At 67.0% G+C, this 18,963-nt stretch carries 17 protein-coding genes, 1 tRNA gene and 1 pseudogene; 10 read left to right on the top strand and 9 right to left on the bottom strand.

Annotated elements, in window-relative coordinates; translation table 11 throughout:
• The first annotated feature begins 140 nt into the window (after positions 1-140).
• The gene (locus ACXJLU_RS17120) at positions 141-611 is read left to right on the top strand and encodes an MgtC/SapB family protein (RefSeq protein ID WP_457332958.1); all 471 of its coding nucleotides are present in this window, start codon (positions 141-143) and stop codon (positions 609-611) included.
• 5 nt (positions 612-616) lie between these two features.
• Positions 617-1,216 carry a M15 family metallopeptidase gene (locus ACXJLU_RS17125; RefSeq protein WP_457332960.1) on the top strand — a complete coding sequence of 200 codons (600 nt, stop codon included), beginning with the start codon at positions 617-619 and terminating at the stop codon, positions 1,214-1,216.
• A gap of 12 nt (positions 1,217-1,228) precedes the next feature.
• On the opposite strand, the gene ACXJLU_RS17130 is transcribed toward ACXJLU_RS17125, so the two are convergent.
• The 3 genes from ACXJLU_RS17130 to ACXJLU_RS17140 form a co-directional block, all read right to left on the bottom strand.
• On the bottom strand, positions 1,229-3,838 hold the full coding sequence (locus tag ACXJLU_RS17130) for a serine/threonine-protein kinase (protein WP_457332962.1): 2,610 nt from the start codon (positions 3,836-3,838) through the stop codon (positions 1,229-1,231).
• An 85-nt stretch (positions 3,839-3,923) separates the two neighbouring features.
• Positions 3,924-4,970, bottom strand: coding sequence for a hypothetical protein (locus ACXJLU_RS17135; protein WP_457332964.1), 1,047 nt, complete (start codon positions 4,968-4,970; stop codon positions 3,924-3,926).
• A gap of 99 nt (positions 4,971-5,069) precedes the next feature.
• Positions 5,070-6,584 carry a methyl-accepting chemotaxis protein gene (locus ACXJLU_RS17140; RefSeq protein WP_457332966.1) on the bottom strand — a complete coding sequence of 505 codons (1,515 nt, stop codon included), beginning with the start codon at positions 6,582-6,584 and terminating at the stop codon, positions 5,070-5,072.
• 644 nt (positions 6,585-7,228) lie between these two features.
• On the opposite strand from ACXJLU_RS17140, the gene ACXJLU_RS17145 reads away from it, so the two are divergent.
• Positions 7,229-7,537, top strand: a complete 309-nt coding sequence (locus ACXJLU_RS17145) for a hypothetical protein (RefSeq protein ID WP_457332968.1) — start codon at positions 7,229-7,231, stop codon at positions 7,535-7,537.
• 64 nt (positions 7,538-7,601) lie between these two features.
• On the opposite strand, the gene ACXJLU_RS17150 is transcribed toward ACXJLU_RS17145, so the two are convergent.
• A complete protein-coding gene (locus ACXJLU_RS17150; protein WP_457332970.1) occupies positions 7,602-8,423 on the bottom strand; it encodes a MipA/OmpV family protein in 822 nt (273 codons plus the stop codon).
• 197 nt (positions 8,424-8,620) lie between these two features.
• Here ACXJLU_RS17150 and ACXJLU_RS17155 point away from each other — a divergent pair, with 197 nt between their 5' ends.
• The 4 genes from ACXJLU_RS17155 (at position 8,621) to ACXJLU_RS17170 (ending at position 12,749) form a co-directional block, all read left to right on the top strand.
• Positions 8,621-9,301 (top strand): response regulator, encoded by a 681-nt coding sequence (locus tag ACXJLU_RS17155; RefSeq protein WP_457332972.1) that lies wholly within the window; start codon positions 8,621-8,623, stop codon positions 9,299-9,301.
• On the top strand, positions 9,298-10,671 hold the full coding sequence (locus ACXJLU_RS17160; protein WP_457332974.1) for an ATP-binding protein: 1,374 nt from the start codon (positions 9,298-9,300) through the stop codon (positions 10,669-10,671). Before ACXJLU_RS17155 ends, ACXJLU_RS17160 begins: the two co-directional genes overlap by 4 nt.
• Before the next feature lie 404 nt (positions 10,672-11,075).
• Positions 11,076-11,645, top strand: a complete 570-nt coding sequence (locus ACXJLU_RS17165) for an NYN domain-containing protein (protein WP_457332976.1) — start codon at positions 11,076-11,078, stop codon at positions 11,643-11,645.
• Between the two features lie 177 nt (positions 11,646-11,822).
• Positions 11,823-12,749, top strand: coding sequence for a hypothetical protein (locus ACXJLU_RS17170; protein WP_457332978.1), 927 nt, complete (start codon positions 11,823-11,825; stop codon positions 12,747-12,749).
• Between the two features lie 3 nt (positions 12,750-12,752).
• On the opposite strand, the gene ACXJLU_RS17175 is transcribed toward ACXJLU_RS17170, so the two are convergent.
• Positions 12,753-13,007, bottom strand: coding sequence for a hypothetical protein (locus ACXJLU_RS17175; RefSeq protein WP_457332980.1), 255 nt, complete (start codon positions 13,005-13,007; stop codon positions 12,753-12,755).
• 37 nt (positions 13,008-13,044) lie between these two features.
• Between ACXJLU_RS17175 and ACXJLU_RS17180 the strand changes: the two genes are divergently transcribed.
• Positions 13,045-13,662, top strand: a complete 618-nt coding sequence (locus tag ACXJLU_RS17180; RefSeq protein WP_457332982.1) for a hypothetical protein — start codon at positions 13,045-13,047, stop codon at positions 13,660-13,662.
• A 215-nt stretch (positions 13,663-13,877) separates the two neighbouring features.
• Here ACXJLU_RS17180 and ACXJLU_RS17185 read toward each other — a convergent pair.
• The 4 genes and pseudogenes from ACXJLU_RS17185 to ACXJLU_RS17200 all read right to left on the bottom strand — a co-directional run.
• A pseudogene (locus tag ACXJLU_RS17185) lies at positions 13,878-14,144 on the bottom strand (Arm DNA-binding domain-containing protein); the annotation flags it as partial.
• A 155-nt stretch (positions 14,145-14,299) separates the two neighbouring features.
• Positions 14,300-14,390, bottom strand: a tRNA-Ser gene (locus ACXJLU_RS17190).
• Positions 14,391-14,451: 61 nt separating this feature from the next.
• Entirely contained in the window at positions 14,452-15,369 is a 918-nt protein-coding gene (locus tag ACXJLU_RS17195; RefSeq protein WP_457332984.1) for an SPFH domain-containing protein, read from the bottom strand.
• A 65-nt stretch (positions 15,370-15,434) separates the two neighbouring features.
• Complete coding sequence (locus ACXJLU_RS17200) at positions 15,435-15,869, bottom strand: NfeD family protein (protein WP_457332986.1); 435 nt, start codon at positions 15,867-15,869, stop codon at positions 15,435-15,437.
• A gap of 148 nt (positions 15,870-16,017) precedes the next feature.
• Here ACXJLU_RS17200 and ACXJLU_RS17205 point away from each other — a divergent pair, with 148 nt between their 5' ends.
• Both ACXJLU_RS17205 and ACXJLU_RS17210 read left to right on the top strand, forming a co-directional pair.
• Positions 16,018-18,282 (top strand): Orn/Lys/Arg family decarboxylase, encoded by a 2,265-nt coding sequence (locus tag ACXJLU_RS17205; RefSeq protein ID WP_457332988.1) that lies wholly within the window; start codon positions 16,018-16,020, stop codon positions 18,280-18,282.
• Positions 18,283-18,460: 178 nt separating this feature from the next.
• Positions 18,461-18,963 (top strand): SpvB/TcaC N-terminal domain-containing protein (locus ACXJLU_RS17210; RefSeq protein WP_457332989.1); only part of this gene is annotated, 503 nt, incomplete at its 3' end.

The raw sequence follows: 18,963 nt of genomic DNA on the forward strand, positions 1-18,963 counted from the left end.
AGGGCGGGGGAGGGTGGCGCAAGGCGCAATGTCGCGAGCCGGCGTAGGTTTGCTCCTACGCCGTTTGCGGATCGTTACGTGCGGGCGCGCCGAGGCTGGCGCGATAGCATCCGGCGTCACCGTTGATGGACACCGCCGCGATGGACCGAGTCGTGCAGACCTTGCTGGAAGAGTTTTCCGACCTCGCCGATGTCGAGCAGATCACGCGCGTGTTGTTGCGCCTGACGCTGGCGGCGCTGCTGGGCGGTGTGCTCGGCTACGAGCGGCAGAGCCAGGGCAAGGCCGCCGGCATCCGCACGCACATGCTGGTGGCGATGGGGGCGGCGCTGTTCGTGCTGGTGCCGCAGCAGGGCGGCATGCAGGTGGCCGATCTCAGCCGCGTGATTCAGGGCGTGGTGGCCGGCGTCGGCTTCCTCGGGGCGGGCGCGATCCTGAAGCTGCGCGACGAAGAACAGGTGGTGGGCCTGACGACGGCCGCGGGCGTGTTCATGACCGCGGCGATCGGCGTGGCCTGCGGTCTGGGCCGCGAATCGACGGCCTTGCTGAGCACCTTGCTCGCGCTGGTGGTGCTGGCGCTGGTGCCGAAGCTCGTGGCCCGTGGATCGAAGTAGCCGTCATGCGTTGCGAAGCCATCGACACCCATCCCGATTTCCGCCGGCTGTCGGCGATCGACGGCGTGGTGGTGGACCTGCGCTACGCGAGCGTGCGCAACTTCGTCGGGCGGGATCTGTACGGCACGCTCGACTGCGCCTGGCTGCATCGCCTGGCCGCCGACGGGCTGGCGCAGGCGGTGACCCGCCTGGCTGAGGCGGCACCGGGGCATCGGCTGCTGGTGCTGGATGCGTTGCGCCCGCACCGCGTGCAGATCCAGCTGTGGGATCACCTGGACGGCACCGACCTGCGCCAGTACGTGGCCGACCCGGCGCGCGGTTCGATCCATTCGTTCGGCATGGCGCTGGATGCCACGCTGGTCGATGAAGCCGGCCAGGAACTCGACATGGGCAGCGGCTTCGACGAGATGACGGCGCTGTCGCATCCGGTGCTGGAAGCGCAGCACCTCGCGAGCGGCGCGCTGACGCCGGCCCAGCACGCGAACCGCCGGCTGCTGCGCGGCGTGCTGAGCGCGGCGGGGTTCCGCGGCATCGACAACGAGTGGTGGCACTTCGAGATGCTGGACCGGCAACTGGTGCGCGGGCAATTCACGCGGGTGGACTGACGGCCGCGCCTGTCATCCGCATGCCTTCAGGGCCTCGCGCACAGGCCCCGGGCCGGTGACGCCGGGCGGCGTGCCCTGCTTGTCCATCTCCTCGAGGATCGGCAGCGCAAGCCGCTGCTGGCTGCACGCCGCGGCGGCGTCGCCGGCCTGCTGCCGGGCCTGCAGCGCGAGGCCCAGCAGGTGGTGTGCGAGGCCCTCGTGGTGGTGCACGTAGTTGTCCTCGCGCATGCCGGCCGGCAACGCGGCGTACGAGGCCACCGCGGCGGTCAGCAGGTCGACGCCGGCGCGCGCATCGCCGTTGGCCAGCAGTGCTTCGCCGAGCGAGGTCTGCATGCTCGCGAGATCGGACTGGAACTGCATGCTGCCCGGGTCCCCGCTGCTGAGCCCCCGCATGATGTCGAGCGCGCGCCGTGCCTGCGCCACCGCCTCGCGCGGCTGGCCGACGCGGCGCAGGCACCAGGCGATGTTCTCCAGGTTGGTCGCGATGTGCCGGGTGATCGAGGTGTTCTGCGGGCTCGTCGCCGCCAGACGCTCCAGCACGGCCTGGCTCTTGCGGAAGGCGTCGAGCGCGAGCTGCGCGCTGGCGGCGGTGGCGTCGCGCTGGATCAACTGCTCGCCGCGCGTCGAGTAGTTCGATGCCAGGTTGAAGCCGGCATCGAGGTCGTCCGGGTCCTGCGCGACCAGGGCCGTCAGCTGCGCGGCGGCATCGTCCGCGGTTTTCAGGTAGGCGTCGATGTCGCCCGAGAACATCTGCACCTGGCTCAGCTGCCCGTACAGCGTGGCGCGCAGCAGCCGCCAGGTGCGGTTCGACGGGTCGGCGGCCGCCAGGTCGTCGGCCACCGCGATGCCGGCGCGCAGCGAGCGTTCGGCCTCGGGGAACTTGCTGGTGAAGCCGAGCACCGCGCCTTCGCGCTGGTGCACGACCGCGGCTTCCTGCTGCGCGTCGCGGTACACCGCGTCGTGCGGTGGCCGCGCGGCCAGCACCGGCGCCAGCAGCGCGAGGGCGCGGCCGTAGCTCTTGAGCGCGCCTTGCGGATCGCCGAGGCTCGCGAGACCCGGCCGCCCCTGGATGTCGCCGATGTTGCGGTAGCCGTTCGCCAGCTCGATCTGCAGCGCCGGTTCGTGCTGCGCCTCGGGCGCGATGCCCTCGAGGTAGGCCAGCCCGTTCTCGACCAGCAGCTTGCGCGCCGGCGTGGAGCCCGGCAGCACGCGGATCGCGTCGTGCATCGGGATCATCATCGTGCTGGCCAGCTTGCGCACGCTCGCGAAATGCCGCTCCGCGCGCTCGCGCTGGCGGTGCGCCTCCCAGGCCTGGTAGCCGGCGAAGGCGATGCCGGCGACCAGCGCCAGGTTGGCCAGCGCCACCGCGCCCACCGCAACGCGGTGGCGCAGCACGAAGCGGCCGGCGCGGTAGCTCCACGCGCCGCGGCGCGCCTGCACCGGCAGGCCTTCGAGGTGGCGGAACAGGTCGTCGGCCAAGGCTTCGGCCGACGCGTAGCGGTGCAGCGGGTCCTTGCGCAGCGCCATCAGCACCACCGCGTCGAGGTCGCCTTCGAGCTCGCGACGCCGGGCGCGTGGTGCATCGCCCGGCGCACGGCTCGGGCGCACCGGCTCGGTGTCGCAGATGGCACGCGTCAGCGCGTAGGGGTCGTCGGTCGCCCGGCCGTAGGGGCTGGCCTGCGTCAGCAGGCGGTACAGCACCACGCCGAGCGAGTAGATGTCGCTGGCCGCGGTGACCGGTTCGCCGCGCACCTGCTCGGGGCTGGCGTACTCCGGCGTCAGCGCGCGCATTGCGGTGGCGGTGCGGTCGACGGCGGGTGCGTCCAGGCGCTTCGCGATGCCGAAATCGACCAGCTTCACGACGCCGTCGCGGCCGACCAGGATGTTGCCGGGCTTCAGGTCGCGGTGCACCACGCCCTTGCGGTGCGCGTAGTCGACCACCTGGCACAGGCTGCGGAACAGGCGCAAGCGCTCGGCCAGCGGCAGCGCATGCTCGGCGCAGTAGACGTCAATGGGCAGGCCGCCGTCGACCAGGTCCATCACGACGTAGTGCGCGCCTTCGGGCGACACGCCGGCGTCGAGCAGCTTGGCGAGGTTCGGGTGGTCGAGCGTGGCGAGGATGCGCCGCTCGGCATGGAAACGGTCGAGCAGGAAGCGCGGGTCGGCGCCTTCGCGCACGATCTTGACCGCGACCTGCTGCTCGTAGTGGCCGTCGGCGCGCTCGGCGCGGTAGACCTCGCCCATGCCGCCGCGGGCGATCAGCGACAGCAGCCGGTAGTCGCCCAGCCGCTGGCCGCTGGCATCGTGCGGCGCTGCGGCGGCCTCGGCCGACAGTGCCTCGAGCAGGCCGGCCGCGGGCGACTGGTCGAGCGGGCCGGTGCCTTCGGCGGCCGCGACCAGCGACTCGAGCTCGGCGCGCAGCGCGGGGTCGTCGGCGCAGGCGTGGGCGATCCAGTGCTTGCGCTCGCGCGGCGGGCGCTCGAGCGTGTCGGCCAGCAGCTCCTTCAGGCGCTGCCAGCGCTCGCGATCGAGGGTCCTGGGGGTGTCGGGCGCGGGGTCGCACGCAATGTTGTCGTCGACCCCAGCCGCGCGGTCGTCGCCGCTGCGTGCAGTTGGTTCCATCGAAGCTCCCTGTCCGCCCGGGTGAGCGGGGAAGGGGAGCTTACCTTGGCGAGAGCGGCGGCCACGTGAACCGGCTGTGGGAGGCTCATTTCGAGGTGAACAAGCCCTTGGAGAAGTCGACGCTCTTCAATATCTCGACACGCTTGCTTCGCTTCGCCTTCTTCTTGTTTTTTTCCAGGTCCTCGGTGTCGACCTCGTCGCCCTTCTTCTTTTCATCGGTGTCCGAGGGCTTCTTGCCTGCCCTTGCCATCACCATGGCCCCGAGGGACCCGATCCCCATGGCCATGCCCCCGCCGAACCTGACGCCGGGCCTGGCGGATGTCGTCGAAGGCGCGTCGGACGGCGAGTAGTTCCTGATGATGGCTTCCGGCACCAGCACATTGCTTGATCCAAAGCGATGGACGTTGGCAGGCTCCCCGTCGGATCGTCCGATGAACTGCACGGAATAGCCGTTGACGCGCATGGTGTGGTCGAGCCACAGGGCTTTCGGGAAGTGTTCCCTGACCTTCTCGTCCAGGTCCGTCCCGCCGATGACGATGTCCAGGTCGTCGGTGGGCACCTCTTCGAGTCCTTGGTCACGCATCCACATCAGCGCGGCGTAGCCACCGACGTACCACCAGCGGGTGCCGCAAAGGGTGTCCAAGGCCTGCTCGAGGTCGTACAGGTCTCCTCCCTCCCACGGCGGCAAGCCATCGAGCCTGGCCCGCCGCTGTTGTCTCTCCACGAACCAGCCCAGGGCAAAGAACGAGCGGAAAGTCAGTTCGGATTCCGTGAGCCTGCTCAAGACGTCGACGATGTCCTCCTCGCCCAGGCTTCCATGTTCATTGGCCTCGATGAGCTTTCTCGCCGCCTGCCGGGGAGTGCAGGGGCCGTCAACTCCAACGGTCACTCGCTCGACGCGCTGGACCGTTCCGCCCGGCAGGAGCGGACCAAACGATGCCTGCATGGCGCGGCGCTGCGCGAGGATGCGCGGCGACTGGTTGATGTGCGCCTGCAGTGCGACGCGTTGACGAGCTGCGTTGCGAGGACCCGCGTCGAGCGGGGTGCTGATCGGCGTCACGTCGGTCTGGTGCGTCCTGGCCGCGGCAGGCTGATGCTGAACCGGGTCGGCGAGGACATCGTGGCGTTTCATGGCGCGTCCCTGGTGAGAGCTGATGGGCATCCCGCACGCTAGCAACCATCGGACGCCCGACGCAATCAGCCGGATGCTGAACTGAGGGGGGGCAATCTCCTAGGCCAGGCGGAAGATGCCGACCGCCGCCACCAGCTGATGCGCCTGCACATGCAGGCTGTCGGCGGCGGCGGCCGATTGCTCGACCAGCGCGGCGTTGCGCTGGGTGGCTTCGTCCAGCCCGGCCACCGTCGCATTCAATTGGTCGACGCCCGCCGTCTGCTGCTGGCTGGCCTGGCCCATCTCGGCGATCAGGCCGGCCACGCGCTGCACCTGCTCGACCATGCCGCCCATGTGGCGGCCGGCGCTGTTCACGAGCTCGGCACCGGCTTGCACGCGTTCGACGCTCGATCCGATCAGCGCCTTGATCTCCCGGGCGGCCGCGGCACTGCGCTGCGCCAGCGCACGCACCTCACTGGCCACCACCGCGAAGCCGCGGCCCTGTTCGCCGGCACGCGCCGCTTCCACCGCCGCGTTGAGCGCGAGGATGTTGGTCTGGAAAGCGATGCCATCGATCACCGAGACGATCTGCCCGATCTTCTGCGAGCCCTCGGCGATGCTGTCCATCGTGTGCACCACCTGCTGCACGGCCGCGCCGCCCTGGCTCGCGGCCTCGCCCGCCTCGGCGGCGAGCAGGGCCGCGCTGCGGGCCGCATCGGCGCTGGCTTTCAGCGCGCCGGTCAGCTGCTCCATCGACGCGGCGGTCTGCTGCAGGTTGCCGGCCTGCAGCTCGGTGCGCTGGCTGAGGTCGGCGTTGCCGCGTGCGATCTGCTGCGAGCCGGTCGCGATCGAATCGCTGCTGGCCCGCACGGTGGCCACCACCTGCGTCAGCCGTTCGCACATCGCCGCCATCGCGGCCATGATGCTGGTGTCGTCGCCGGGCACCAACGGCACGCGCTGGCGCAGGTCGCCGGCGGCGACGGCATTGGCCACCGCCGCCACGTCGGCCGGTTCGCCGCCGACCTGGCCCCAGACCGACTTCCACGCGAAGCGGCCGAAGCCGAGCAGCAGCACGGCGGCTACCAGGAAGACGCTCCATTGCGACCAGGCCACGCGCGTGAGCGTCGCGTCGAAGGTGGCCGAGGCCGCGTCGGCAAAGCTGGTCGAGGCCTTGACCGTCGCGTCGACACCGGTGCGGTGTTGCAGGTACAGCGCGTCGGCCGACTTCAGGGCCGCCTGCGCGGCGGGGGCGTCGCCGGTGGCAGTGGCCTTCAGCACGGCGCGCGAGGCCTCGATGAAGCGCACCGCGGCCTCGTGCTGCGGGCCCAGCAGCTGCGCCTCCAGGCCATAGGGCGGGTGGGCGCGCCAGTAGGTGACGCGCTCCTGGTATTCCTTTTCGAGGCGCGCCGCTTCGGCCTGCGCCTTCTCGGGGGCGATGCTGCCTTCCACCGCCTGCGAGAGCACCAGCCGCAGCTCGATCAGGTACATCGGCGGCGGCAGGATGTCGGCGGTGACGTCCTTCGCGACGAAGGTGCGCTGCGCCGCATCGGCCGCGGTGCCGGCGCCCCACAGCGACACTGCCATCAGCACGCTGGCCGCAGCAATGCCCGAGCCGATGAGGAGGACCAGGGTCAATCGCAGTGAACGCATGGGTCGGGCCGAGGGTGAGGGGCTGTTCGGGTTGTCGGCCGAAGGGGCTGCTACTTGAATGCTGCGGCATGGGGCCGGCAGGGGTTGCCGGCGATTGCGTCACGCAAGACCCCGAGTCAGAGCGAGACGATCGAGCAGATCGTCCCTTATGCTAGTCTCGACCGACGCGTCGCGGCACCCCCCGCGCGCAAGGCGCAGTCGAGCCGAGAGACGAGTTGCTCACCAGCGACTTGAAGGGCACCCGCACGTGGCCCCAGCGGCATCATCGACCTGCAGCGCACCGCTCATGAGCGGCCTCGCCTACAACTGCTACTGCGCCATCGGAGATACCGCGACGATGTGCTGCAGAGCGAAATCCTCTTGCCGCAGTCGACAAGGCCTCCAAAGGAGCGAACTGACATGGTGAACACGCAACCCAAAACTGAGCGGACGTGTAGATACGGCCACGGACAACTCGAGTCCATCGAGGGCACCTGGAGTTTTCAGGGGGTTGAGTGGAAGCCTATCCGGAGCGGCGACGAGGTGGTCGGGACGTGGCCAGATGCCAACGGCAACGGATTCACTGTGCACCTGTGGCGGTGTCCTGTATGTCGGTACGTGGAAATGATCGACGAAGACGGAGCTCAAAAATGAGCATCCATCAACTAAGGCCACCCGGTACCGACTCCGGAACGCCCTCGAGTTTTGACGCCGGCGGCGGATCGGGCGATGATGGCGAGATGGAAGCACGTGTCGCCAAGCTTGAAGCCATCGCCGAAAAGACCGGCGAGAAGTTGACTGCAATCGATCTCCGCCTGACCAAGCTGGAGACGCGATCTGAATCCTTCGCGACGAAGGCCGACGTGTCCGACGCCAAGTACCAGATCGTCGTCTGGGTTGTCGCGACCTTCATCCTGTCTCAGGTGCTGCCGATCGTGCTGAAGAAGTTCGGCCTGTAGCGCCCGCGCTGATCACCTTGCCAAGCCCGCCTTTGTGCGGGCTTTTTTACGAACTGTTCTGCGGTCAGAACCGGTAGGCCGTGAACACCACGACGCTGTTCTGCGCCTTCTTCTCGGTGATCGGGCTGTCGGCCGCGTCGCGCTGCAGGCTGCGCGTAGCCACGCGGGTGCCGATACCCCACTGCTTGTCGATCTGGTAGTCGGCCCCGACGGTGAAGCCCACCGACTCGATGCCCGAGCGCGGCGTGTACACCGCACGGCCCGACCGTGCCGCCTGCTGCTCGTCGATGCCGAAGTAGGTCTGCATCGCGCTGCGGCTGGCCCAGGTCACCCCCGGGCCGGCCGACAGCATCACGCCCGGCGCCGGGCTGTACTTGCCCTCGACGTCGAACGACAGCCGCCCGCCCTGGTGCTTGCCGCCGATGTCGCCGACCACGTTGCCACGGGCGGTGAACCAGCCGTCGGAGTAGCTCGCGAACACCGCGCCGAGCACGGTGCCGTCGATGTCGCCCAGGCCGCGCAGGCGGTCGGCATCGGATTCCTTGCGCGGCTTCTCGAGGTCGCCGCCGATGCCCAGGCCGACGCGCCAGTGCGGGTCGGTGATGATGAACGCGCCGATGCCGGCCGGCACGCCGGCGCCGGGCACGCCGCCGATGAAGTAGCGGCCCTGGTTGGCGGCCAGCACCGGGAAGGCGCGCACCTTGTGCTCGGCGCTGCCGGGGTACTTGGGGATGCTGCCGACGCCGAGGCCGGCGGTGAACTGCCAGCTGTCGTCGGCCGGCGCGGCCGGTTCGTCCGCCAGCGCGAGCGAGGCGCTCAGCAGCGCCAGCGCGCCGGTCAGCAGGGTCGGGATCATCGGATGGAAGAGGCGTTGGCGCAGGGTCATGCAGGTCTTTCGGAAGGCGTTGGAATCGGTGAACATGGGAGTTTCGCTCGGTTGGGATGGACGGCAGTGTCGGAACCCCGCCTGAAGCGAACCTGAACCCTTCATGAAGGTTCGATGAAGGCGCCCGCCGCGACCCCGGCGCGGCTTCACCGAACCTTCAGGTTCGGCGTCTCCAATCGGTGTCCATGAGCCATGCCATGAAGATCCTGCTGATCGAAGACGACCTCGAACTGGGCAACGGCGTGCGCATCGCGCTCGAAGACCAGGGCCTGCAGGTCACCTGGGTGCGCCGGCTGGGCGACGCGCTGCACGCCATCGACACCCAGGCCTGCGACCTGGTGCTGCTCGACCTGGGCCTGCCCGACGGCGACGGCCTGGCGCTGCTGGCGCGCCTGCGCCGCGAGCGCCTGCCGATGCCGGTGCTGATCCTGACGGCGCGCGATGCGCTCGAAGACCGCCTGGCCGGCCTCGACAGCGGCGCCGACGACTACCTGGTGAAACCGTTCGCGCTGGCCGAGCTGCTGTCGCGCGTGCGGGCGCTGGCGCGGCGCAGCTTCGGCCTGGTCAACGACACGATCGAGATCCGCCAGCTCGCGCTGCACGAGGCGACGATGCGCGTGACGGTCGACGAGCGGGCGGTCGAGCTGTCGCGCAGCGAGTTCGAGCTGCTGTGCCTGCTGATGAAGCGCGCCGACCGCGTGCTGACGCGCCGCGTGCTCGAAGAGCAGGTGCTGCCCGGCGGGCTCGACAACGAGAGCAACGTGCTCGACGTGCACATGTCCAACCTGCGCCGCAAGATCGGGCCGGGCTACATCCGCACGGTGCGTGGCGTCGGCTACGTGATCGACCGCGCCGCGCCGGCCAGGGGCGGGGCATGACGCCCGCCGCGTTGTGGCGGCGGCTGCGCAGCTCGCTGGTCAGCCGCCTGGTGCTGGCCCAGATGCTGACGGTGCTGCTGCTGTGGTCGGCGGCGGTGGCCTACTTCGTCTGGGACACCGCGCGCTACGACGAGATCTTCGAGCCCGACCACATGGGCCCGCGGGCCGACATGATCCTCGCGCTGGTCGACAGCCTGGCCGACCGGCCCGAGCAGCTGCAGGAAGTGCTGCGCAAGCTCGACGTGTTCCAGCGCCGCGAGAACCATGAAGAAGACGACCTGGCGCTGCGCATGTCGATGAACGTCTGGCTCGGCGACCGGCTGCTTTACGCCTCGCCCGGCTCGCCCGGCGTGGTGCCGGCGACGCAGCAACGCCGGCTCGAGAAGCTGGTCATCGACGGCATGCCGTGGCGCACCTACACGCAGCAATCGGCACGGTCCGCGGCGCGCGTCACGCTGATCCGTTCGGGCCACGCGGTGTCGATCCTGTTCGCGCTGGGCGAACGCGGCATCCTGATCCTGCCGCTGCTGATCAGCCTGCCTTTCCTGGTGCTGCCGGCCTGGTGGTCGGTGCGGCTGGCGTTGCGGCCCTGGCGCCGCTTCTCGCAGGAGATCGAAACGCGCAGCCCCGGCGACCTGGCGCCGCTGCGCTTCGGCAGTGCGTACCGCGAGCTGCGGCCGGTGGCCGATGCGGTGAACACGCTGCTCGCGCGCGTGGCGGCGAGCCTGGCGCGAGAGCGCAGCTTCATCGCCGACGCGGCGCACGAGCTGCGCACGCCGCTGGCCGCGATGCGCATCAACGTCGAGGCGCTGCAGGCGCACCGCGGCGATGCGCGCGATGCCGAGCTGCTCGATGGGCTGGTGCGCAGCGGCGAGCGGGCGAGTCGGCTGGTGGCGCAGCTGCTGGGGCTGATGCGCAGCGACAGCGGGCGCACCCAGGTCGCGCGGCTGTCGCTCGACGAGCTGGTGCAGGACCGGCTGGCGGCGCTGTCGGGGCTGGCGACGCAGCGCGGCGTCGAGCTGGAGCTGGCGTGCGCCGAGCGCTGCGAGATCGAGGCCGAGCGCGAGGGGCTGACCTCGCTGGTCGACAACCTGGTCGAGAACGCGATCAAGTACTCGCCGGCCGGGTCGACGGTGTCGGTGCGGGTGGGGGCCGATGCGTCGCTGGTGGTCGAGGATGCCGGTCCGGGCATCGCGGCGGACTGGCGCGAGCGCGTGTTCGACCGCTTCTTCCGCGTGCCCGACCAGGCGCAGCCGGGCAGTGGGCTGGGCTTGGCGATCGTCAAGTCGGTGGCCGACCGGCATGGCGCGACGGTTGAGCTGGCGGATGGCGTCGGAGGCCGCGGCCTGCGCGTGACCGTGCGCTGGTAGCCCATGCCTCTGGCGGGAGAGCGGCGTCCACATGAAGGCTCGGAAGTCCCGCGAATGCTTGCTTTTCGAGGTGTTGACTGGTTGCGCTACCCCTGTCCATACCCCCGAGTCGAAGGGCCTCTCGCGGAGCGGGGCACGTGCGCCACTCGGCCCATATTCTGCTGAACCGCCGCCCCAGAAATATTTCTTCCTGTGTGCCGTTCGCCAAATGCGTCCGCTCACGGCGAGGCCACGGCCGACGGCAGAAATCGGCCGTTTTACGTTGAACGCGCCGAAGCCGCGGAACAGGCCCTCGCGGGCTTCACGGATCTCGTAGTCGCTGATGTTGATCTGGTCGAGGATGGGCCCGGTCATCAGGCCATGCTTGGGAGCGACCGGATTAGACTTGCAAGATGGGCCGATGCATGGTTTTTGTTGATGGCGAAAATTTGCTGACTCGATTCGAGGCGATGCTGGTGGCCGGTCGAAAGGCTCGGGCTGCTATCGGTAGTGCAAAAACGGCCTATTCAGAGAAGCGGTTCGTGTGGAATCCCGCAGTAGTCCAAGGACTTAACGAAGGCCCCCTCGTGCGTGTTAGCTACTACACAACCGCGACCGGCGATACCGACTCGATTGAGTTGCTGGAAGCTGAAATATCTCAGCTCCACGCAGATCTAATTCTCAAGAACGGCCACATCGCCAACAACGTCACCGGTGTAGTGCCGCGGGTATTCAAGAAGCAGAGTCGCGGCACTAGGACAAAATCTGTCGATATCAGTATCTGCGTTGACATGATGCAGCATGCTTATCAGAGTAGCGTAGACGATCTCTTCCTGATCTCAGGCGATGGTGACTATGCGCCGCTGGCCCGTCAAATCATGGCTACAGGCAAGCGTCTTCATATTGCAGCGTTGAGCAGCGGCCTGTCGACGGTGATTCGCAAGACTTGCGATCGCTTCGTCAACTTGGATTCCATCCTACTTCTTCCAGGCTAGGCAATGACCCCCATGCCGGCTGCAACTGCCCCGTTAAACGAGGCGTGCGCCAAAACGTTTTCGTCACCAACTGCAACCTGGCTCGACCATCAGAGCATGCTATCGAGAGTCAGTAAAGCCGGAAGGGGTCGGGTGTGGCCGCCTGCGAATCTTGGAGCACAAACCTGGAAGGTTGACATGGACGTCTACAAGTTTTTGACAAAAGACAGACAGCCCAATGTTCTTCGCGGAGAACTCTGGTTCTCAAGCCTCGAACATTTTCGATATTTAGAAGTGGCGCTTGCGGACCGCAGCATCGGCGACAAATTTGAAGGCTTGGCAGAAACCRCTRTAGATTTTGACAATCGAAGGCACGAGGATGATGACCCGATTTATGATCGCCTGCTGCGAGCGGGTATTTCAATTAGTGGCAATAGCAACATAATAATATCAAATTCGACATCAAGCAGCATTGTTGATGCGTTCGTTTATTGCGTATCCACCTCCAAAATTGCGACATTTGGAGGCGTCGGCGCAGGCTACGACGCATGCGTCAAAGTAGCTGATGCAAACTCTTTTGCGGAACAACTGCTAAGACATGGGACGATTGACGGCACGCCATTGGGTGAATATATTAAATCGATTCAGCACGGGCCAGTAATATACTCCGACAAAGAATATAATATTGGAACCGGCGAACCGGGTGTGGGCGATCCATTCGTCAAGCGGACATCCTACAAGAGTCAAATGGAGTATCGCTTTGTGCTGCACCCGAAATCCGAAATCTGCACAAAGGGAATACTCGTGAACTGCGCGGCACTTTGCAATATGCTATCCCCACACCATTTCGATGCGGCAGACGCGCCAGACCCCACCGGTCAGCCGCTTTCAGCCGATGAATGCACAAGACTACTTCCGCAGATCCTCTCAATTTGGGATTCACTTGACTCAAGTGACTCCCTAGCTAAAGAGGATTTCGACAAAAAACACAGGGCGACATTACTTCGCTGCCTATACGAGGCGGAGAAAATCAAACCCAATGCATCGCTTGTCAAATACATAGCGCGCGACTCGGCAACCTTCGCATTGATCATGGCCTATCGAATGCCTACCAGGAATTGGTAGTGGTTACGCGRAGATCCCCGCCGCCGGCTGCAGCAGCCCATTGAACGCGCGCGATGCGCCGTCGACGTGGTCGTAGCGGCCGTTCGAGAACATCTTCGGTTCGTTGGCGCACTGCACGCCATCGGCGCCCAGCGTGACGATCACCGTCGCCGGCCCACGCTCGCGCAGCGGCGTCGCCGCCTCGGCCGGCGCGAGCGCTCGCCGAGCAGCACCGTCGCCTCGCTCTCGTTCGGCACCTCGAAGGATGCGGACCGTCATTGCGGCGTCCCCTTTACCATGCACTGGGAGGAGCACCATGGACATCCAGATCACGAATTGGCCGCCACAGCCCTCGGCCCCTGAGTACTGCCTGCTGTGGATTCAGCACTGGTCCACATGCATGACCAAGGCCGAGTGGTCCGGTTGGTTTCAGACCATTGGTGCAGTGGTGGCCATCGTTGCAAGCATTGGCATCGTTCGCTGGCAGCAACGACACGAAGAGCGCCGCACGTTGCAAACCAAGTTCGGCGAGGACGCAAAGGCGATCGGTGAAATGTCGGGCGCGCTGGCACACTTCATCGCTGCAGCGGGGAACTGCCTTGACACTGTGGCGGCCGGGAGGGACTTCAGCCAAGATGCGTTCGAGAAGATGACCTATGCATACAAGGTCGTCGAAGAGATTCAAGGCACCCAAGCGCCCGATGCTGGACTGAAGGCAAAGTGGATTGCTGCCCAAGAGACCGCAGGTCGAGCTCGCGACGCAGTGCAGAGCCTGTACCAACTGAAGATCGCGTCGTTCGCTCCGGACGAGAGCTTGGAGTACGGCCAAGCCGCGCTGAAGCGCTTGACGGAAGTTCTTGACGGACTCCATGCTCTGTTTCTCACCTATGAAAACATCGTCGAGAGCCTCAGACGTGGTCGCCTTACCGCCTGAACGGGTTTGTCGGCTCACGAGTGCCCCCTTACTCGCCGCAACGCGATCCCGTCAACGCAAGGCTTGCATGACCAGCGGCGCACCGCGCGAAACGGCCGCCAACAGTCTGCGTTACGTGGTGCGCGCCGGCCAAGCAGTGCCGGTGCATGAGCAGGCCGATTCCCGCGGGCTGGAAGCCGACCGAGCCGACTTTGGTGCTGTTGTCGTGGGGTCATGCGATGCGCCGGATTGAGCTGGCCGGGGTCTTCGTCGTTGGCCAGTTGCTCGCGTGCGGGGTCTCGGCGCGTGCGCGCGTCACGGAGGCCTACTTCGGGGTACGAGCCGAGCGCGAGGAGCTTCTCCTTGCCGCCGAACCGGTACTTCAATCGCCAGAGTTTCGAGCCCGTCGGCTGCACCAGCAGGAACAGCCCGCCGGCGTCGAACATCTTGACGGCCTTGGGCGTGGGCTTCGCGTTGCGAATCGCTGTGTCGGTCAGTGGCATCGGGGGGTAGTTGAGGCGCCGAGTGGGGTACGGCGTCGTGAATCTACCCCTCGATTCGGTGCGACCAAAAGCGAGGACCTGAGGCGATCTACCGAGGGAAATCGGCTGCTGTGGCCGACTTTTGCGAGGACCTGAGAGGTCCTGCGACATGCATCTGGCGGAGAGGGCGGGATTCGAACCCGCGGGGGGTTATTAGCCCCCACACGCTTTCCAGGCGTGCGACTTAAACCGCTCATCCACCTCTCCGGAGCCGGCGAGTTTAGCCTACCTCCGAGGGGGCTTCGGCCTGGCCCCGCGGGAATTTCGCTCAGGGCTGGCCCGGCGCCTTCGCCTTCATCAGCGCCATCGCGGTGCCGATCAGCCCGGCCACCTCGCTCATGTTGCCCGGCACGATCATCGTGTTGTTCTTCTGCGCCAGGTGCGCGTAGGCCTCGACCGCCTTTTCGGCCACCTTCAGCTGCACCGCCTGCTCGCCGCCCGGCTCGCGGATCGCCTCGGCGATCTTGCGGATGGCGCCGGCCGTCGCATCGGCCACCGCGGTGATCGCCGCCGCCTCGCCCTGCGCGTTGTTGATCTCGGCCTGCCGCGCCCCCTCGGAACGCGCGATCGACGCCTCGCGCTCGCCTGTCGCGATGTTGATCTGCTCCTGCTTGCGGCCTTCGGAGGCGGCGATCAGCGCGCGCTTTTCGCGCTCGGCGGTGATCTGCGCCTGCATCGAGCGCAGGATCTCGGCCGGCGGCGTCAGGTCCTTGATCTCGTAGCGCAGCACCTTCACGCCCCAGTTGCCGGCCGCCTCGTCGAGCGCGCTCACCACCGCACCGTTGATCGTGTCGCGCTCCTCGAAGGTCTTGTCCAGCTCCATCTTGCCGATCACCGAGCGCAGCAGCGTCTGCGCCAGCTGCGTGATCGCGAACACGTAGTTGCTCGAGCCGTAGCTCGCGCGCATCGGGTCGGTGATCTGGAAGTAGATGATCCCGTCGACCTGGAGCTGCGTGTTGTCCTTGGTGATGCAGACCTGGCTCGGTACGTCCAGCGGCACCTCCTTCAGCGAATGCTTGTAGGCCACGCGCTCGATGAACGGAATGACGAAGCTCAACCCCGGCACCAGCGTGCGGTCGTACTTGCCCAGCCGCTCGACCACCCAGGCGTTCTGCTGCGGCACGATCTTCAGCGTGCGCACGATGAAGATGCCGACGATCACCACCAGAATCAGCGCGATTTCCATGTGAGGCTTTCCAGGGAGTAAGGGGAAGAAGAGAGCAGGGCCGGAACGAGCCGGCCCCGGAGAGATCAGCGGATCGTCGAGGGCACCAGCACCAGCCAGTTGCCTTCCACCGCCTGCACCACGTGCTCGCCGGGCAGTGCTGGCGCATCCGGCGCGAGCCGCGCGGTCCAGGTGGAGCCGCGGTAGGGCACGCGGGCGGTGCGGTCGTCGGCCCAGGCGAGCACGTGCACCCGCTCGCCGATGTCGATGTTGACGTCGCGGTTCTCGCGCACCGGGCCGGCCGGCGGCTGCTGCAGGCGGCGCCAGTGCCACAGCGCCACCGCGCCGCCGCCCACCACGGCGGCCATCACCAACTGGCCGGGCAGCTTGAAGCCCAGCAGGGCCGCCAGGGCCGCGGCGGCGAGGCCGAGCGCGAACATCAGCAGGTAGAAGGTGCCGGTGGCCAGCTCGGCGGCCACCGCCACCCCTGCCGCCACCCACCAGAACGTCGACGGGCTCATGTCCACGGCCTCTCCTTGTTTCAGTGTCTGTTGCGTCCACCCTGCACGCGTGGCGGGCAGTGTAAGCCGCGGCCCGCAGCTGTCATCGATCGGCCCTACACTTCGCGCCTTCCATTCCGTTGCCCCCCGGCGTTTCCTTGAGGTGACCATGTTGCGATTCAACTTTCCGATCGTCATCATCGACGAAGACTTCCGCTCCGAGAACACCTCGGGCCTGGGAATCCGGGCGCTGGCCGCGGCCATCGAAAAAGAGGGCTTCGAGGTGCTGGGCGCCACCAGTTACGGCGACCTGTCGCAGTTCGCGCAGCAGCAAAGCCGCGCCAGCGCCTTCATCCTGTCGATCGACGACAACGAGTTCACGACGGGCCCCGAGCTGGACCCGGTGGTGCTGAACCTGCGCAAGTTCATTCAAGAGATCCGCTTCAAGAACGCCGAGATCCCGATCTACCTGTACGGCGAGACGCGCACCTCGCAGCACCTGCCCAACGACGTGCTGCGCGAGCTGCACGGCTTCATCCACATGTTCGAGGACACGCCGGAGTTCGTGGCCCGCCACATCATCCGCGAAGCCAAGTCGTACATGGACGGCCTCGCGCCGCCGTTCTTCCGCGCGCTGGTCGACTACGCGCAGGACGGCTCCTACTCGTGGCATTGCCCCGGCCACTCGGGCGGCGTCGCGTTCCTGAAGAGCCCGGTCGGCCGGATGTTCCACCAGTTCTTCGGCGAGAACATGCTGCGCGCCGACGTGTGCAACAGCGTCGACGAACTCGGCCAGCTGCTCGACCACACCGGCCCCATCGCCGAGAGCGAGCGCAACGCGGCGCGCATCTTCAACGCCGACCACTGCTTCTTCGTGACCAACGGCACCAGCACCAGCAACAAGATGGTGTGGCACCACAACGTGGCACCGGGCGACGTGGTGGTGGTCGACCGCAACTGCCACAAGTCGATCCTGCACTCGATCATCATGACCGGCGCGGTGCCGGTGTTCCTGCCGCCCACGCGCAACCACTACGGCATCATCGGCCCGATCCCCGAGGCCGAGTTCTCGCCCGAGGCCATCCGCCGCAAGATCGCGAAGAACCCGCTGCTGGCCGGCATCGACGCGAAGAAGGTCAAGCCGCGCATCCTGACGCTGACGCAGAGCACGTATGACGGCGTGCTCTACAACACCGAGAGCATCAAGAAATCGCTCGACGGCTACATCGACACGCTGCATTTCGACGAGGCCTGGCTGCCGCACGCCGCCTTCCACGAGTTCTACGGCGAATTCCACTCGATGGGCCGCAACCGCCCGCGCCCGAAGGACCAGATCGTCTACGCGACGCAGTCGACGCACAAGCTGCTGGCCGGCATCAGCCAGGCCTCGCAGGTGCTGGTGCAGGACGCGCAGCACCGCAAGCTCGATACGCACCTCTTCAACGAGGCCTACCTGATGCACACGTCGACCAGCCCGCAGTACGCGATCATCGCGAGCTGCGACGTGGCGGCCGCGATGATGGAGGCGCCGGGCGGGCGCGCGCTGGTGGAAGAGAGCATCGCCGAATCGATGGACTTCCGCCGCGCGATGCGCAAGGTCGACAAGGAGTACGGCAAGGACTGGTGGTTCAAGGTCTGGGGCCCGGACAAGATTGCGGCCGACGGCATCGGCAAGAGCACCGACTGGGTGCTGAAGGCGGGCGAGAAGTGGCACGGCTTCGGCAACCTGGCGAGCGGGTTCAACCTGCTCGACCCGATCAAGTGCACGCTGATCACGCCGGGGCTCGACGTGTCGGGCAAGTTCGCGAAGACCGGCATCCCGGCGTCCATCGTCACCAAGTTCCTGGCCGAGCACGGCGTGGTGGTCGAGAAGACCGGGCTGTACTCGTTCTTCATCATGTTCACCATCGGCATCACGAAGGGCCGCTGGAACACGCTGCTGACGGCGCTGCAGCAGTTCAAGGACGACTACGACCGCAACGCGCCGCTGTGGCGCGTGCTGCCGGAATTCGTGGCCAAGCAGCCGCGCTACGAGCGCATGGGGCTGCAGGACCTGAGCCAGTCGATCCACGAGATGTACGCCAAGGGCGACATCGCGCGCCTGACCACCGAGATGTACCTGTCGGACCTGCAGCCGGCGATGAAGCCCACCGATGCGTTCGCGCGCATCGCGCACCGCGACACCGAGCGGGTGGCGATCGACGACCTCGAGGGCCGCGTCACCACCTCGCTGCTGACGCCGTACCCGCCGGGCATCCCGCTGCTGATCCCGGGCGAGCGCTTCAACAAGAAGATCGTCGACTACCTGAAGTTCACGCGCGAGTTCAACGCCAGGTTCCCGGGCTTCGACACCGACGTGCATGGGCTGGTGGAGCACGACAGCGGGGAAGGCTCGCGCACGTACCACGTGGATTGCGTCCGGGAGATTTCTTGAGGCGTCGAGGCTCTTTGGTGAATATTCACAAGACCCATTGAAATGGGCGGGCGCATGGCTAACATGCGCCACGTTGCTGCCGCCCCGATGCGGGCGCGCAGCAGCACCGGGGCCCGGCCGGGCCAGCACTGCAGACCTAGCAGCGCGGACTGTCCGACGGCCCGTTGAGGAGGATCTCTTGTCGCATTCCCGTTCCAGCGCCCTGTGGGCGAGCCGCCGCGTACGCGCGTCACTTTGCTTCGCGTTCTTCTGCGGGGCCACGCTGCCCGCAGCGCTTGCGCAGACCGCCGTCACCATTCAACCGCCGAACCTGTCGGGGCCGGTGGCGGGCAGCCTGGCCGGACGGGCGTCGGCGGGCGCAGGTGCGGCGACGTACTCGGTGTCGATCGCGGTGCCGCCGGGCACGGCGGGTGTGGCACCTGGCGTGTCGTTGAACTATTCGAGCCAGTCCGGCACCGGCACGCTTGGGCGGGGCTGGGCGCTGGGTGGTCAATCGAGTATCACGCGCTGCGGCAAGACGTTGGCGATCGATGGCGCGCGCACCGCGGTGTCGGTTAGCACGGCCGACGTGTTCTGCCTCGATGGCCAGCGGCTGCTGCCGGTGACCGACTCGAACGGTAGCGAGTACCGCACGCGCATCGACGGCTTCAGCAAGATCGTTCCCGTCGTCACCGATGCCGC

This window comes from Rhizobacter sp. P5_C2 (assembly GCF_054049715.1).